Annotated in this window: 13 protein-coding genes and 1 riboswitch; of the genes, 6 read left to right on the top strand and 7 right to left on the bottom strand. The window is 72.1% G+C overall.

Annotated features, from left to right (window positions below; translation table 11 throughout):
- Positions 1–66: 66 nt before the first annotated feature.
- Positions 67–558, top strand: coding sequence for an ATP-binding protein (locus ACGH7X_RS06170; RefSeq protein WP_399882411.1), 492 nt, complete (start codon positions 67–69; stop codon positions 556–558).
- Between the two features lie 60 nt (positions 559–618).
- Here ACGH7X_RS06170 and ACGH7X_RS06165 read toward each other — a convergent pair whose 3' ends face one another.
- From ACGH7X_RS06165 to ACGH7X_RS06155, 3 genes are all read right to left on the bottom strand, one after another.
- Positions 619–1,092 carry a C40 family peptidase gene (locus ACGH7X_RS06165; RefSeq protein WP_399882410.1) on the bottom strand — a complete coding sequence of 158 codons (474 nt, stop codon included), beginning with the start codon at positions 1,090–1,092 and terminating at the stop codon, positions 619–621.
- A 3-nt stretch (positions 1,093–1,095) separates the two neighbouring features.
- Positions 1,096–1,317, bottom strand: a riboswitch (cyclic di-AMP (ydaO/yuaA leader).
- Positions 1,318–1,620: 303 nt separating this feature from the next.
- Positions 1,621–1,920 (bottom strand): hypothetical protein, encoded by a 300-nt coding sequence (locus ACGH7X_RS06160; RefSeq protein ID WP_399882409.1) that lies wholly within the window; start codon positions 1,918–1,920, stop codon positions 1,621–1,623.
- Between the two features lie 7 nt (positions 1,921–1,927).
- A complete protein-coding gene (locus tag ACGH7X_RS06155; protein ID WP_399896815.1) occupies positions 1,928–2,563 on the bottom strand; it encodes an ATP-dependent Clp protease proteolytic subunit in 636 nt (211 codons plus the stop codon).
- A 174-nt stretch (positions 2,564–2,737) separates the two neighbouring features.
- Here ACGH7X_RS06155 and ACGH7X_RS06150 point away from each other — a divergent pair, with 174 nt between their 5' ends.
- Positions 2,738–3,019, top strand: coding sequence for a type II toxin-antitoxin system Phd/YefM family antitoxin (locus tag ACGH7X_RS06150; RefSeq protein ID WP_399882408.1), 282 nt, complete (start codon positions 2,738–2,740; stop codon positions 3,017–3,019).
- Between the two features lie 51 nt (positions 3,020–3,070).
- Here the strand turns inward: ACGH7X_RS06150 and ACGH7X_RS06145 are convergent, their stop codons facing one another.
- Positions 3,071–4,102 (bottom strand): ABC transporter permease, encoded by a 1,032-nt coding sequence (locus tag ACGH7X_RS06145; RefSeq protein WP_399882407.1) that lies wholly within the window; start codon positions 4,100–4,102, stop codon positions 3,071–3,073.
- 105 nt (positions 4,103–4,207) lie between these two features.
- Between ACGH7X_RS06145 and ACGH7X_RS06140 the strand changes: the two genes are divergently transcribed.
- Positions 4,208–4,840: a TetR/AcrR family transcriptional regulator gene (locus tag ACGH7X_RS06140; RefSeq protein WP_399882406.1), complete on the top strand. Its 633-nt coding sequence runs from the start codon at positions 4,208–4,210 to the stop codon at positions 4,838–4,840.
- 156 nt (positions 4,841–4,996) lie between these two features.
- On the top strand, positions 4,997–6,610 hold the full coding sequence (locus ACGH7X_RS06135) for an alpha/beta hydrolase (RefSeq protein WP_399882405.1): 1,614 nt from the start codon (positions 4,997–4,999) through the stop codon (positions 6,608–6,610).
- A gap of 57 nt (positions 6,611–6,667) precedes the next feature.
- Here ACGH7X_RS06135 and ACGH7X_RS06130 read toward each other — a convergent pair whose 3' ends face one another.
- Together ACGH7X_RS06130 and ACGH7X_RS06125 are read right to left on the bottom strand one after the other, a co-directional pair.
- Entirely contained in the window at positions 6,668–7,705 is a 1,038-nt protein-coding gene (locus ACGH7X_RS06130; protein ID WP_399882404.1) for an NAD-dependent epimerase/dehydratase family protein, read from the bottom strand.
- Between the two features lie 120 nt (positions 7,706–7,825).
- The gene (locus tag ACGH7X_RS06125) at positions 7,826–8,548 is read right to left on the bottom strand and encodes a lysophospholipid acyltransferase family protein (protein WP_399882403.1); all 723 of its coding nucleotides are present in this window, start codon (positions 8,546–8,548) and stop codon (positions 7,826–7,828) included.
- A gap of 217 nt (positions 8,549–8,765) precedes the next feature.
- Here ACGH7X_RS06125 and ACGH7X_RS06120 point away from each other — a divergent pair, with 217 nt between their 5' ends.
- Positions 8,766–10,226, top strand: coding sequence for a helix-turn-helix domain-containing protein (locus ACGH7X_RS06120; protein ID WP_399882401.1), 1,461 nt, complete (start codon positions 8,766–8,768; stop codon positions 10,224–10,226).
- A gap of 187 nt (positions 10,227–10,413) precedes the next feature.
- Positions 10,414–13,614, top strand: coding sequence for a M28 family peptidase (locus ACGH7X_RS06115; RefSeq protein WP_399882399.1), 3,201 nt, complete (start codon positions 10,414–10,416; stop codon positions 13,612–13,614).
- Between the two features lie 80 nt (positions 13,615–13,694).
- On the opposite strand, the gene proP is transcribed toward ACGH7X_RS06115, so the two are convergent.
- Complete coding sequence (gene proP, locus ACGH7X_RS06110) at positions 13,695–15,209, bottom strand: glycine betaine/L-proline transporter ProP (RefSeq protein WP_399882397.1); 1,515 nt, start codon at positions 15,207–15,209, stop codon at positions 13,695–13,697.
- Between the last annotated feature and the right edge of the window lie 44 nt (positions 15,210–15,253).

Genomic DNA, 15,253 nt, shown 5'->3' with positions numbered 1-15,253 from the left:
GTCCGGGACCGTACTCGATCCGCTCCGTGTCGGGCTGCGGTCCCGTGAGAAAGGGACGACGTCGCCATGGCAGACCATCTGGAAGCATCCGTCACTCTGCCGAGCGATCCCGCCTCGGTGGCCGCCGCGCGCACCTACGTGGTCGGCACACTGGCGGAGTGGGGCCTGCCGGTTGACGCCGACCTGTCCGAGACCGTCCGGCTCATCGTCTCCGAACTGGCGACCAACGCGGTCCAGCACACGCTCGGGCAGTCGCCCACCTTCACGGTGGACCTCGTCCTCGACCGCGACGAGCGGCTGCGCATCGGTGTCACCGACAGCCATCCGCGCTTTCCCAAGCGCCTGCCCGCCGCCGTCCAGCAGGACAACGGAAGGGGCATGGTGATCATCCGCTGGCTGACCGCCGAGTGCGGCGGCCGGCTCAGAGTCCGGCCCACGCGCGAGGGCGGCAAGACCGTCTCCATCGAACTGCCCTGGACGCCCCCGGGCCGGCCGGACGGCCCCGAGTCGGCCACGGCCGCGGTGCAGGGCGTGGGAAGCCAGGAGTCGGCGCGGTGAGCGCCGGACGCACCCGAGGGGGTGACGGCGGGGCAGAACGCCGTCACCCCCTCGGGCGCGCTACTTGACCCGGCCGTACCAGACGCTCGACGTCCAGATCTTCTCCAGGCGCACCACGGCCCCGGTCTTCGGCGCGTGCCAGATCCTGCCCTTCCCGGCGTAGATGCCGACGTGGTAGACGCTGCGACCGGAGTGGAAGAACACGAGGTCTCCGGACTTGCGGTGGCCGGCGGAGACATGGCGGGTCTTGTTGTACTGCTGGGCCGCGGTACGCGGCAGCTTCTTGCCGGCCTTCTTGAACGAGTACAACGTCAGGCCGGAGCAGTCGAACCTGTGCGGTCCGGTGGCACCCCATCGGTACGGGGCGCCCTTCTTGGAGGCCGCGATCTTGAGGGCTTTCGTCGCATGGCTCGCGGCGGCCGCCTCGGAGGCGACGCCGGGGACCACGACGGAGCCGCCCACGGCGGCGAGGGTGAGGGCCGAGGCCGTACCGGCACGAGCCATCAGGGACGGGACACGATTGAGCGCGGACATGCGCAACCCTTCGTCAGCCGCCTGTGAAGGATGACCTGTCGGATTCGGGCTGGCGAAGTTGCCCGGCCGCACGAGTGCGGCTTCACCCCAAGGGCCGCTCGGCACGGCGTCTCTCGATGGAGACAACGTTCCGGCGACCCGTCGTGCTTGGGTCCTCCACTCCTGCCGATCCACTTCCTGTCGACCGGTCGTCCGGGCGGCGGCAGGACTCGGCGTCCGCCCGGACCGCCCCGCCGCTGCGGCGGGGGCTTGTCGTCAGTCACGGATCTTGTCCCGCCCCGAGGGGAATTCCCAACGGAACGTGCCCTTTGTGTTGTTACTCACCACTCACCCGTTCGGGTGGACACCCTTGTGTTCGAGCCGCCGCCCAGTGCGGTCACGACCCCCGGGACCAGCGGCGGAGCGGTTCGTTCCGCCTCCCGGTCACACGCGTGCCGCAACTTCGACCGATCACAAATCGGAGGTGTTCCTACGCCGAAAGGGGGTACGTCGTTTGGTCCGTTTCGACGCCGGGCTCCTCAACTGTCGTCAACGCGGCGGAAGACCGACCCGCGCCGTCCGCCGCGCACCGTCCAGCACCCGCAGGGCGCGGGCCAGCGTGGCGGCGTGTACCTCCGTCTCGCCCCTGCGGTGCATCAGCGCCAGCGCGTCGCGCAGGGCCGCCGCCCTGCCGACCAGTGCCTGGGCGGCCCGCAGCCCGCGGTAGGTGTCGCCCTCCAGCGCCGGGTTGATGCGCCCGAGCAGGTCGACGACCTCCAGGTAACGGTCGATCAGTTCGGCCTCGGCGCGGGTCAGGGCGGGCAGCGGGGGCAGTTCCGGTGGCAGCATCGAGGGATCACCTCGTGCCGGGCGCGGTGAGCGGGGCCCTGCGGCTGGGCACGATCCGGTCCACCAGCCCGTACTCGAGGGTCCCTTGGGCGTCGAGGATCGTGTCCCGCTCGATGTCGGCGCTCACCTGCCCGGGGCTGCGGCCCGTGTGCCGTACGAGGATCTCCTCCAGGCGGGCGCGGACGCGCATCAATTCGTCGGCCTGGATGGCCAGGTCGCTCGCCTGCCCCTCCACCGGATCGGTGAGCGCCGGCTGGTGGATCACCACCCGGGCGCTTGGCAGTACGGCGCGTTTGCCCGGGGTGCCCGCCGCCAGCAGCACCGCGGCGGACGAACCGGCCTGCCCCAGGCAGGTCGTCTCCACGTCGCAGGCGATGTAACGCATCGTGTCGTAGATCGCCGTCATGGCGGTGAAGGAGCCGCCGGGGGAGTTGATGTACAGCGCGATGTCGCGGTCCGGTGCCTGGTGCTCCAGGTACATGAACTGCGCCATCACGTCGTTCGCGGACGTCTCGTCGATCGGTGTGCCGAGGAAGACGATCCGCTCCTCCATCAGCTTCGAGTAAGGGTCCGTCGTCCGGGTCCCGGCGCTCGTGCGCTCGGTGAACTCGGGCAGGACCTGGCGGGCGGACGGTCGGGTCATGGCGAGCCCCTCCTCGGTGGCGGAGCCCTCTTCGGCGGCGCCGCCTCTGTATAAAATGTACAGGACGTACGCCATGGAGGGGTGAGTCCCGCGAATCCCACGAGTGGCATCCCGCACGGACCCCTCGAAGCGCTCGCGGGCGGCGGTCGCGGCGGGAACCGTAAGCTGGGAGCCATGGCCTACGAGATTCCGGTGACGCAAGCCAGGGCTGAACTCGCCGACCTGATCAACCGCGTGGTGTACGGCGGCGAGCGCGTCGTCGTGACGCGGCACGGCAAGCCTCTCGTCGCCCTCGTCTCCGCCGCCGACCTCGAGCTCCTGGAAGAACTCCGGGAGTCGCAGCGGGGCCAGGTGATCACCTCGGTCACCGGAGTCCGCGACACCGCCGTCTCCGCGCCCCACGAGCACCACCGCTTCGGCATCGCCGCGGAGCACCGGGGGCCGAACCCGTCGTAGCGGACCCCGCTCCCAACGCAGCCGGGGTCCGCCTTGCGTCGCGCGGGGCCCTCAGGCGACCGGTGCCGGCGCGCCCGTCCGCTCGGGCGCCGGCGCGGCATCCCGCGCCCGCTGCCGGAGCGCGCCGCCGAGCAGGACCGCCCCCAGGCCCAGCACGGCCCACCAGGCGAGCGTCAGCGCGGGGCCGGTGGCCGCGGCCCCGTCGAAGAAGGACACCGAGCGCAGCAGTGACGCGCCCGCGCCCGGCGGCAGCCACTGACCGATCGCCCCGGCCGGCCGCGGCAGCATCTCCGGTGCCGAGGACGCCCCCGAGAACGGGTTCCCGAGCAGCGTCATCAGGACCGCGCCCGCCGCGAGGCCCGGCCGACCGAGCAGTGCCCCGAGCCCCGCGACACCCGCGGCCACCGCCAGGGTCGACAGCCCGAACACCCCGGCCACGGTCCACCAGTCGCCGGTGACCACCCCCAGCCAGCTGTGCGCGATCCCCGCCGCGACCAGGCCCGCCGCCGCGGCCGCGCCGACCAGCGCCCCCGCCGCGCGGACGCCGCGCAGCCCCAGCACGGTCACCACGGCGCCGGCCGCCATGCCGGCCAGGGCGAGCGGCAGCACGCTCGCACTCAGGGCCGCGCCGCGCGGATCCGCCGTCGGCGCGGGCACCACGTCGACCACCTGGACCGGGGTCCCTCCGGCGGATGCCTGCTCGGCCATCGCCTCTCGCAGCATCTGAGCGACGGCCGGGCTCGCCGCGGATGCCGTGAGCAGCCTCGGGCCGCCGTCGCCGGTGACCACGGCGCCGTACACGGTCCGGTCCTCGACGGCGTGCCGGGCCGCGGCCTCGTCGGCGTAGCGGTGGATGTCGAAGGCGCCCTCGGGCCGGGTGAGCCGCTGTTCCACCTGGGCGGCGGCCGCGGGTGGTCCCGCCACGCCGAGCGGCAGGTCGCGGGGTGCCGTGCGGGCGGCGGGCCAGGCGAAGGCCCACAGGGCCAGCGCCACCAGCGCGGGAACGAGGACGACGACAGCCATCACGCGGCGGCCGTGCGGGGTGGGCGGGGTGGGGAGTCGCGTGGGGGAGGAGCCGGACATGAGTACTCCACTAAAAAAGAAGGATCGTTCGTTTTAGATCTGGTCCCACCGTGCGGCGACCCTCGACGCTTGTCAAGAAGGAATGTTCGTTTTAGGTTGGCCGCCATGGCCCGCGTATCCCAGGAGCACCTCGACGCCCGCCGCCGGCAGATCCTCGACGGCGCCGCCCGCTGCTTCGCCCGCAACGGCTTCCACGCCACGTCGATGCAGGACGTCCTGAAGGAGGTCGACCTGTCCGCGGGCGCGGTCTACCGCTACTTCAGCGGCAAGGAGGAGCTGATCTCGGCGATCGTCGCCGAGGTGCTGGAGACGGTGCGGGACATGTACGAGCGTGCCGCGCTGGAGAGCCCGCCGCCGCTGCCCGACGAGCTCATCGTCCGGACCCTGACCCACATGACGCGGGAGCGCTCGGCCGTGTCCGAGGACGGCGAGTGGCTGTTCCCGCGGCTCATGATCCAGGTCTGGACCGAGACACTGCGCAACGACGAGCTGTCCGCCATCCTGCGTGAGGGCTTCGCCAAGGTCAGCGCGGCCTGGGCGAAGGTCGTGGTCCGCTATCAGGAGACGGGCATGATGCGCGACGACGTCGACCCGGATGCCGTGGCCCGGACGCTGGTGGCCACCGCACAGGGTTTTGGAGCCCAGTACGCGCTCTTCGGCGGCTTTCCTCCCGAGGCCCTGCGGGCAGGCATGCGGGGGCTGTTGAGCATGCGGGAGACCGTCGAGGGCGCAGGGTAGTCAACAGGGCTGCCGCTCGCCGGGCTGGGATTCCGCCGACCGAACGCTTTTCTCCGTTTATCGGATTGGCAAAGAAGTACTACTGACTCTGTTCTCAGGAAACCCACAGCCGCGAGGATCCCCGTACTTGTCGCGAACACGTACGGGGAGGGCCACTTGAGGAAGAGCACCATGCGGCGGAGGGCGACGGCGTTCGGCTCGGCCGGAGCGCTGGTCACCGCCACGCTGATAGCCGGTGCCGTCTCGGCACCCGTCGCGAGCGCCGCCCCGGCCGGCGGCCACGGACACGGGCAGGGCTGGGACCGGGAAGCCCGCGGTGCCGTCATCGCCGCCGCCCGGGCCGCGAAGGCCGGCGTCGACTGGCAGGACTGCCCCGCCGACTGGAACCTGCCGAAGCCCATCCAGTGCGGCTACGTCACGGTGCCGCTCGACTACGCCAAGCCGTTCGGCAAGCAGATCGAGCTCGCCGTCGACCGCATCGGCAACACCGGCACCAAGAGCGAGCGCCAGGGCGCCCTCATCTACAACCCCGGCGGCCCCGGCGGTTCCGGCCTGCGCTTCCCGGCCCGCGTCACCGGCAAGAGCGCGGTGTGGGCGAACGCCGCCAAGGCCTACGACTTCGTCGGCTTCGACCCGCGCGGCGTCGGCAACTCCGCGCCCATCTCCTGTGTCGACCCGCAGGAGTTCGTCAAGGCGCCCAAGGCCGACCCCGTGCCCGGCTCGGAGGCCGACAAGCGCGCCCAGCGCAAGCTCGCCCGCGAGTACGCCGAGGGCTGCCACGAGCGCAGCGGCGAGATGCTGCCGCACATGACCACGCCGAACACCGCGCGCGACCTCGACGTCATCCGCGCCGCGCTCGGCGAGAGGAAGCTCAACTACCTCGGCGTCTCCTACGGCACCTACCTCGGCGCGGTCTACGGCACCCTCTTCCCGGGCCACGTCCGCCGCATGGTCGTCGACAGCGTCGTCAACCCGTCCCGCGACAAGATCTGGTACCAGGCCAACCTGGACCAGGACGTCGCCTTCGAGTCGCGCTGGAAGGACTGGCAGGACTGGGTCGCCGAGAACGACGCGACGTACCACCTCGGCGACACCCGCGCCGAGGTCCAGGACCAGTGGCTGAAGCTGCGCGCCACCGCCGAGAAGGCGCCGCTCGGTGGTGTCGTCGGACCGGCCGAGCTGATCTCCTTCTTCCAGAGCGCCCCGTACTACGACTCCGCCTGGGCCCCCACCGCGGAGATCTTCAGCCAGTACGCCGCCGGTGACACCCAGGCGCTCGTCGACGCCGCCGCCCCCGACCCGTCCGACACCGCGGGCAACGCCTCCGCGGAGAACGGCAACGCCGTCTACACGGCCGTCGAGTGCACCGACGCCAAGTGGCCCACGAACTGGCGCACCTGGGACCGGGACAACACCCGGCTCCACCGCGACCACCCGTTCATGACCTGGGCCAACGCCTGGATGAACCTGCCGTGCGCCACCTGGCCGGTCAAGCAGCAGACCCCGCTGAACGTGAAGACCGGCAAGGGACTTCCGCCGGTGCTGATCGTCCAGTCCGAGCGGGACGCGGCCACCCCCTACGGCGGGGCCGTCGAACTGCACCAGAGGTTCAAGGGCTCGCGCCTGATCACCGAGCGGGACGCCGGATCGCACGGCGTCACCGGGCTGGTCAACCCGTGCGTCAACGACCGGGTGGACGCCTACCTGCTCACCGGCAAGGTGGACGCCCGCGACGTGACCTGCGCGCCGCACGCCACACCCAAGCCGTAACCCCCGGCGGACAAGAGGGAGGGGCGGCCGGTCCGACCGGTCGCCCCTTCGGCATGCTCAGCCCTGCCGCGCAGTCGCCGTCCAGGCGTTCTCCGGCGCGTAGTCGAAGAGGTCGCCGTACGCCTCGTACATCTTCGGGTACGCCTCCCGCCAGTCCCGCCCGGCCAGCCGCTCCTCGATGAACGCCACCGTCTCCGGCAGCCTGTCGGCGTACCGGACCACCGGGCGGTAGCCCAACTGGTCCTGCGCCGCCCTCATGTCGCACACCACCGGGGCGGGCACGGACCACGGGGTGTCGCCCACGCCGTCGGCCGGCGGCGGACCGTCCACCAGGACATGCTCGACCTCCACGCCCATCACCGCGTCGATCGCCGCCGCGATCTCCGCCACCGTCGGGGCGTCCGGGTCCACGGCGTTCAGGACGCGCGTGCCCGGCCGCGGGGCGGCCAGCCGGACCAACTCGGCGATGTTGTGCACACTCGCCGGGTGGAAGCGGCTCTCCCCGCCGTACGCGAGCACGTGCCGGCGCCTGCCGTCGAGATTGCGCTTGACGAAGTACAGCTCGCGCGGCGTCCGGCAGTACGGGCCGTGGATCGCGCCCGCCCGCAGCAGCGTCACCGGCAACCGGTCGCCGGCCGCGAGGAGTTCGCGCTCCAGCGCCGCCTTGCCGGTGCTGTACGAGGCGTCGCCCGGCCGGATCGTGCGCTGCGCCTCCGTGAGCGGCACCGGGTACTCGGGGAAGCCGTCGGGCTCGGTCTGGGTGTCGAAGTTGCGGCCCCTGTCGTCCTCGTACACCGACAGGCTGGAGATCACCACAGCCGAGCCGACCCGCCCGGCCAGCGAGAGCAACTGCCGTGCCTGCGCCTCCCCGTAGGCCACCATGTCCACCAGGACGTCACAGCCCTCGCCCACCGCCGCCGACAGCGCCGCGTCGTCCTCCCGGTCGGCCCGCACCACCCGTACGTCCCGCGGCCAGCCCGCGTCCCGGTCGCCGCCCCGCGAGAGGGCCGTCACCTCCCAGCCGTCCCCGGCCAGGGCACCGACCGCCACCCGACCGATCTGTCCCGTCGCCCCGATCACCACTGCACGTGTCATACGGCGACCGTAGGCGCACCGCCGCCCACCGGCCACGCCCTTCTGCCGACGGCAGACGAGGGAACCCCGACTCCGGCGCGGGGACTCTGACGCCAGCGCGGGAACCCCGGCGCCGCGACCCTAGCGGTGCGGCAGCCGGGGGAACCTCCGCCCCTGCGCCGCCTTCTGAGCCTCCTCGGCCTTCACGTCCGCGGCGTACCGGTCGACGTACTCCTGCCCGGACAGCGTGAGGATCGCGTACATGATCTCGTCGGTGATGGCGCGCAGGACGGCCTTCTCGCCCTCCATGCCCGCGTAGCGGGAGAAGTCGAGGGGCGCGCCGAACCGGATCACCACGGGGTGCACCTTGGGGATCTTCCGGCCCGGCGGCTGCGCCTCGAAGGTGCCGATCATCGCGCAGGGCACGACCGGCACCCCGGCCCTGAGCGCCATCACCGCGACGCCCACCTTGCCCTTGTACAGCCGGCCGTCGTGCGAGCGGGTGCCCTCCGGATAGATGCCGAGCAACTCGTCCCTGCCCAGCACGCCGAGCCCCTCGCGGATCGCGGCCTGTCCCGCCTCCTTGCCGGAGCGGTCCACGGGGATCTGCCCGGCGCTGCGGAAGAAGTACGCGGTCAGCCGCCCCTTGAGGCCCGGACCGGTGAAGTACTCGGCCTTGGCGAGGAAGGTGATGCGGCGTCTGAGCACGGCGGGCATCAGGAAGTGGTCCGAGAACGAGAGGTGGTTGCCCGCGACGATGGCCGCCCCCGACCCCGGCACATGGTCCAGGCCCTCGATCCGGGGGCGGAAGACGACCCTCAGCAGGGGGCCCAGCAGTACGTACTTGAGCACGTAGTAGAACACGGTGTGTCTCCCAGTTCTCCGGGCCCTCGGCCGGTCGTCCGCGTCCGGTGATCGATCGTAGCCCGGCCGCGCCGAAACCGGCCGGGACCGGTTCGGCCGCTCTTCGGTCAACCCGATTGACGCGGCCTGCTCCCTCCTCTGTGCTGTCCGGTGGCGGAAGGCGCGAAGCCCGGGCGGCGAACGGCCCGCGGCGGGGGCGCGACCCGGGGGAGGGCGGATGACCGCTGGATCGGCACGGGCGGCCGGGGCCGCGTGGGCGGAGTTCGGGCGGCAGTTGCGCTCCCTTCGCAGGGCGGCCGGGCTCACCCAGCTGCAGCTCGGTCTGCGGGTGGGCTACCACCACTCCGCCGTCAGCAAACTCGAGGCCGGTCTGCGCGAGCCGCCCGTCGGGCTGGTGCGCCGGCTCGACGCGGTGCTGGAGACCGGCGGCGAGCTGGCCGCGATCGTCGCCGCGCCGCGCGAAGTGCCGCGACGGCCGGGCCGGTTCCCGGTCGACCCGGCACTGTTCGTGCCACTGCCCGGCGCGGACGTCACCGAGGGGCAGGGGGCGCCGGATCCCCGGATGTGGCCCGCGCGGCTGCCCGCCGAGGGGCTGGCGTGCCCGCTGCACGGCACCGCGGGGTGCGCGGTGCCCGATCCGGGCGAGTTGCCGGCCCTGCTCGACGGTCCGGGTCCGTGGGGCGGTCCGGCCGCGGCGTGGGGAGCGGGCGGCAAGGCGGTGGCCGCCGAGGCCGAACTGCTGCACGGCCTCACCGCCGTCCTGGCCTGTCTGATCCGCGAGGCGTTCCGGCACGAGGGCCGCGTGAGGGCCGTCGAGGGGCTGCTGCGGGCCGTGGCGCACTGGGCCGACGAGATCAACTCCGAAGGGCGGCTGCCCTACGGGCAGTTGCGGCTCGGCGCGCAGTACGCCCAGGTCGCCGGGCGGCTGCGGATGGAGCGCGGGCAGAGCGGCGTGGCGATGGCCTGGTTCGGGCACGGACTGCGCTGGGCGGACGCCGTCCAGGACGCCTCGGCCCGCGCGACCCTGCTCAGCGACATGTGCACCCTGGTCCGGCTCGACGGGGACCCCTCGCTGATGCTCGGGTACGCGGAGGGCATCGGCGCGGTGGACGGGCGGCGCCGGTGGACGGCCACCCTCTCGGACCTCTACCAGGCGCGCGGCCACGCCCTGGCGGGCGACGCGGCCCAGTGCCGCCGTCACATCACCCTGGCCCGGCGCGGGTTCGCCCGCCTCGACCGGCGGGACCACCTGGAGGCGCCCTGGCTGGCCGGCGCCGAGGGCGGGATGCGGCTCGACTCGGCGATCGGCGGCGCCCTGCGCGATCTCGCCGTGGTGACCGGGGACCGGGCCGCGGCCCGGCGCGCGGTCGACGCCACCGCGCGGTCGTGCGCGCAGGTGCCGCCCCAGATGCGGGGCGCGCGGCTGCTGCTCACCCTGCGCCTGGCGGACAGCTGGGCGTGCGCGGGCGATCCCGGCGCCGCCGTCCCCCTCGCCTCGGGGGTCCTGCCCGAGGCCGTGCGCTCGCGCGAGTCGATGGTCGTCGCCGAACTGCGCGGACTGCACAGCCGGCTCGCCACGAAGTGGGCCGACCTGCCGGAGGTCAGGGAGTACCGGGAGCGGCTGCTGGACGCGGGGGAGGGAGGCGAGGGCGCCGCTCTCCCGCTTGCCGGAATTTGACAGGACTGGACCACTGCCGCGGAGCCGTTGATTCCGGTGCGGCGGGGTGTGAGGGTTCCGCCAGCCCGCGACATGACATGCAAATGACACCCCCAGTGGACGCGTCTCGGCACCCCGAGGTGCGCGTCCGGCATGTCACGGCCGGGCCGGCCCGACAGGAGCCTCCCCACTCTCACAAGGAGCCACGATGCTCAGACAGACCGCGGTGGCCGGGACAGTCCTGGCCATGACACTCGCAGGGGTGGTGGTACCGGCCTCCCTCGCCTCGGCCTCGGAGCGGCCCGCGCCCCCCGCGGCGGAACCCACCCCCGTCGAGAGGGCCGTCGCCGCGGCCGACCAGGCCGTACGCAGCGGCCTGGACGCCCTAGCCGACGGCGGCCCCGACGAGCAGTACGACCGTCACCAGGTCACCCCCTGGGACAAGGGCCTCTTCTCCGTCGCCTACGAGCGCACCTACAACGGTCTGCCCGTGGTCGGCGGCGACGCAGTCGTCCTCGCCGACGGCAAGGGCAGGGTCCGCGCCGTCCAGTCCGCCACCGGGGCCGCGATCGCGGTGCCCACCAAGGCGGGAATCAAGGCCGAGCAGGCGGTGAAGACCAGCCGCAAGCGGCTCGCCGACGTCGACGAGGTCGACTCCAAGCGGCTGGTGGTCCGGGTCAAGGACGACGTCCAGACCCTCGCCTGGGAGACCGTGCTGGTCGGCACGACCAAGGACCACGTGCCCGGCAGGCTGCACGTCTTCGTGGACGCCCGCACCGGCAAGGTCGTCGACAGCTACGACGACGTGAAGGCCGGCACCGGCCACAGCGAGTGGAACGGCCCGAACCCGCTGACCATCGACACCTCCCGCTCGGGCAGCCAGTACGCCCTGCGCGACACCACCCGGCCCGGCCTGCAGTGCTCGGACTACAACGGCGGCCTCTTCACCGGTCCGGACGACGACTGGGGCACCGGCAACGCCTCCAGCCGCGAGACCGGCTGCGTCGACGTCATGTACGCGGCGCAGAAGGAGTCGGACATGCTCCGCGACTGGCTCGGCCGCAACGGCCACAACGGCAACGGCGGCAGCTGGCCGGTCCTCGTCGGCCTCAACCAGCTCAACGCCTACTGGGACGGCTCACGGGTCACCATCGGCCACAACAGCGCAGGCAAGTGGATCGCCGGCATGGACGTGGTGGGCCACGAGTTCGGCCACGGCCTCGACAGCTACACCCCCGGCGGCGCGAACCACGAGAGCGGCCTGGGCGAGGCCACCGGCGACATCATGGGCGCCCTGACCGAGGCCTACGCGAACCAGCCGGCTCCGTACGACACCCCCGACTACACCGTCGGCGAGGAGATCGACCTGCAGGGCCGCGGCCCGATCCGCAACATGTACGACCCGCGGCAGGTCGGCAACCACCCCAACTGCTACTCCGCCTCCATCCCGAACACCGAGGAGCACGCGGCCGCCGGGCCGATGAACCACTGGTTCTACCTGCTGGCCGAAGGCTCCAGCCCCGGCGGCGGCAGGCCCGCAAGCCCCACCTGCGACGGCAGCCGGGTGACCGGCATCGGCATCCAGAACGCCGGAAAGATCTTCTACGGCGGAATGCTGCTCAAGACCAGCGGCATGACCTACAAGCGGTACCGCACCGCCACCCTCACCGCGGCGAAGAACCTGGACGCCTCCTGCGACCTGTTCGACGCCACCAAGGCGGCCTGGAACGCGATCGACATCCCGGCCCAGGGCGGCGACCCGACCTGCACCCGGCAGCAGGCCGACTTCTCGCTGGCGCTCAGCCCCGCGAACGGCGACGTCGAGGCCGGCTCCGCGGTCAACGCCACGGTCGACACCACCACCGTCACCGGCAGCGCCCAGCAGGTGTCCCTGACGGCCACCGGCGCCCCGTCCGGCGTGAGCGTCACCTTCAGCCCGTCGACGGTCACCTCCGGCGCCGGCTCGACCATGCGAGTGGCCACCACGTCCGGCACGGCCGCCGGGACCTACTCGATCACGGTCAAGGGCACGGCCGGCGGCAAGAGCCACACCGCCCAGTACACCCTCACCGTGGGCGGCGGCACCAACCCGGGCACGCCGCCCGACGTCGACGTCGCCCAGGTGCGGGCCCACCTGGCGCAGTTCGGTTCGATCGCCGCGCAGAACGGCGGCAACCGGCGGTCCACCGGCTCCGGGTACGACGCCTCACTCGCTTACGTGAAGGGCAGGCTCCAGGCGGCGGGCTACACCGTCAGCGAGCAGACCTGCACCTCCGGCTGCTCAGCCGGCGCGGGCAACAACCTGATCGCCGAGTGGCCGAAGGGCGACGCGAACAGTGTCTACATGTTCGGCGCCCACCTCGACGGCGTCTCGGCCGGGCCCGGCATCAACGACAACGGCTCCGGTTCCGCCACGCTCCTTCAGACGGCGCTCACCCTGGCCGAGCAGAACCCGACCATGGAGAACCGCGTCCGCTTCGCCTGGTGGACCGACGAGGAGCAGGGCCTGAACGGCTCGGACTTCTACGCCCGGACGCTCTCCACGACCGAGCGCGCCACGATCAAGGCGTACTACAACTTCGACATGGTCGCCTCCGTCAACGGCGGCTACTTCATCAACAACCTGAACTCCTCGGCCTCCGCGCCGATGCGGGAGTACTGGACCTCCCTCGGCCTCGCCCCGCAGGAGAACGTCGAGGGCCAGGGCCGCTCCGACGACTACTCCTTCCAGCAGGTCGGCATCCCCACCTCCGGCTACGCCACCGGTGCCTCCGCCGTGAAGTCGTCCGCGGAGGCCGCCAAGTGGGGCGGCACCGCGGGCCGCTCCTACGACCCGTGCTACCACTCCGCCTGCGACACCACCGCCAACATCAACGCCACCGCGCTCGACCGCAGCGCCGACGGCGTCGCCTACACGATCTGGAAGACCGCCGTGGGCGACGAGCCCAGCCCGAGGGACGACTTCTCGATCTCCGCCGACCCCTCCGGGGGCACGGTCGACCCCGGCACCTCGTCGACGGTCACCGTGAACACGGCCACCACCGGCGGCGACGCACAGAACGTGCGGCTGTCCGCGTCCGGCGCGCCCGCCGGCGTGAGCGTCACCTTCACCCCTGACTCGGTCACCTCGGGGCAGTCCTCGACCGCCACCGTCGCGGTCGCGGCCGGAACGGTCGCGGGCACCTACACCCTGACCCTCACGGGCACCGGCACGGTCACCCACACCACCACGTACACCCTCACCGTGTCCGGCGACGGCGGCGGCGAGACCACCTGGCAGCTGGGAGCCACCTACGCGGCCGGTGACGTGGTGACCTACGACGGCGTCCGCTACCGGTGCATCCAGGGCCACACCGCCTACCCCGGCTGGGAGCCGCCGAACGTTCCCGCCCTGTGGGGGCGCGTGTGACCCACATCTGACAGACCGACGGGGCGGTGGGGTACGCAACACACGTACCCCACCGCCCCGCACACACGTCGGTCAGGTGCTCAGAACTTCGGCGTCGGGGCCTGCGCCTCGACCATCTCCGCCGCCTCCTCCTCGGTCTGCACCGAAGGCGGGGAGCCCGCGAGCGGCTTCTGCGCCGTCTCCTTCATGCAGGCCACGGCCACGATGCCGACCAGCGCCGCCGCCATCGAGTAGTAGGCGGGCATCATGTCGGAGCCGGTCACGCTGATCAGCGCGGTGATCACCAGCGGGGTGGTGCCACCGAACAGGGAGGCCGACAGGTTGTAGCCGACCGACAGGGACCCGTACCGGACGTTGGTGGGGAACATCGCCGGGAGCGCCGCCGACATCGTGCCGAGCAGACAGACCAGCGACAGGCCGAGCATCAGCATGCCGCCCGAGACGGCGATCAGACTGCCCTCCTGCACCAGCAGGAACGCCGGGGCGGAGAGGACGAGGAACGCGATCATGCCGGTCATCAGGACGGGCTTGCGGCCGAAGTGGTCGGACAGCCGGCCGACCTGGTTGATGATCAGCATCAGCAGCACCATGGTCGCCACCAGGATCATCAGTCCGTGGCTCTCGCTGTAGTCCAGCTCGTCCGACAGGTAGGTCGGCATGTACGACAGCAGCATGTAGTCGGTGATGTTGTACGCGCCGACCAGCGCGATGCACAGCACCAGCGACCGCCAGTGCGTGCGGAAGATCTTGGCGAGGTCGCCCCGAGCGGTGGTCTCCACCGCCGTCGCGGCCTCCGAGATGTGGACGTTGGAGTCCTCCAGCTTCAGATACGCGGGCGTGTCGTCGAGCCGCAGACGCAGGTAGATACCGATCATGCCGAGCGGAGCCGCGGCGAGGAACGGTACGCGCCAGCCCCACGAGTCCATGCCGTCGCTGCCCAGAATGGCGGTCAGGGCGGTGACGAGACTGGCGGCGGCCGTGTACCCGGCGAGCGTTCCCAGCTCCAGGAAGCTGCCGAAGAAGCCGCGCCGCTTGTCGGGCGCGTACTCGGCGATGAACGTGGACGCGCCGCCGTACTCGCCGCCGGTGGAGAAGCCCTGGAGCAGGCGGAAGAGGATCAGCAGCAGCGGGGACCAGAAGCCGATCGAGTCGTAGCTGGGGATGAACCCGATGGCGGCGGTGCCGATCGCCATGAGGATCATCGTCAGCGCGAGGACCTTCTTACGGCCGATCTTGTCACCCATCGGTCCGAAGACCATGCCGCCGATGGGGCGCACCAGGAACGCCACGGCGAACGTGGCGAACGACGACAGCAGCTGCGCGGTGTCACTCCCGGAGGGGAAGAACACGCGGCCGATGGTGCCCGCCAGATAGGCGTAGATGCCGAAGTCGAACCACTCCATGGCATTGCCGAGAGAGGCCGCCTTCACGGCTCGCTTGATCGCGGCCTCGTCCGTGATGGTGATGTCGGACCGGCGCAGTCGGGGGTTCTGCCGACGCTTGATCGCCCGGAACAGGGCGGGGTGGCGGCGGACCGCCGCGGCGTCGGTTTCCTGGCCGTTCTCGGTGGGGGACGTGGCGGCCTCCCTTTCCACGCGCAGACACTCCGGGCGGAGCGCTGCTCGGTCGTACGTCTGTC

This window comes from Streptomyces sp. BBFR51 (assembly GCF_044591655.1).
In the GTDB taxonomy this organism is placed as follows: Bacteria; Actinomycetota; Actinomycetes; order Streptomycetales; family Streptomycetaceae; genus Streptomyces.
Note: the sequence above shows the minus strand (reverse complement) of the source record. Positions and strands in the feature narration are given on the sequence as shown.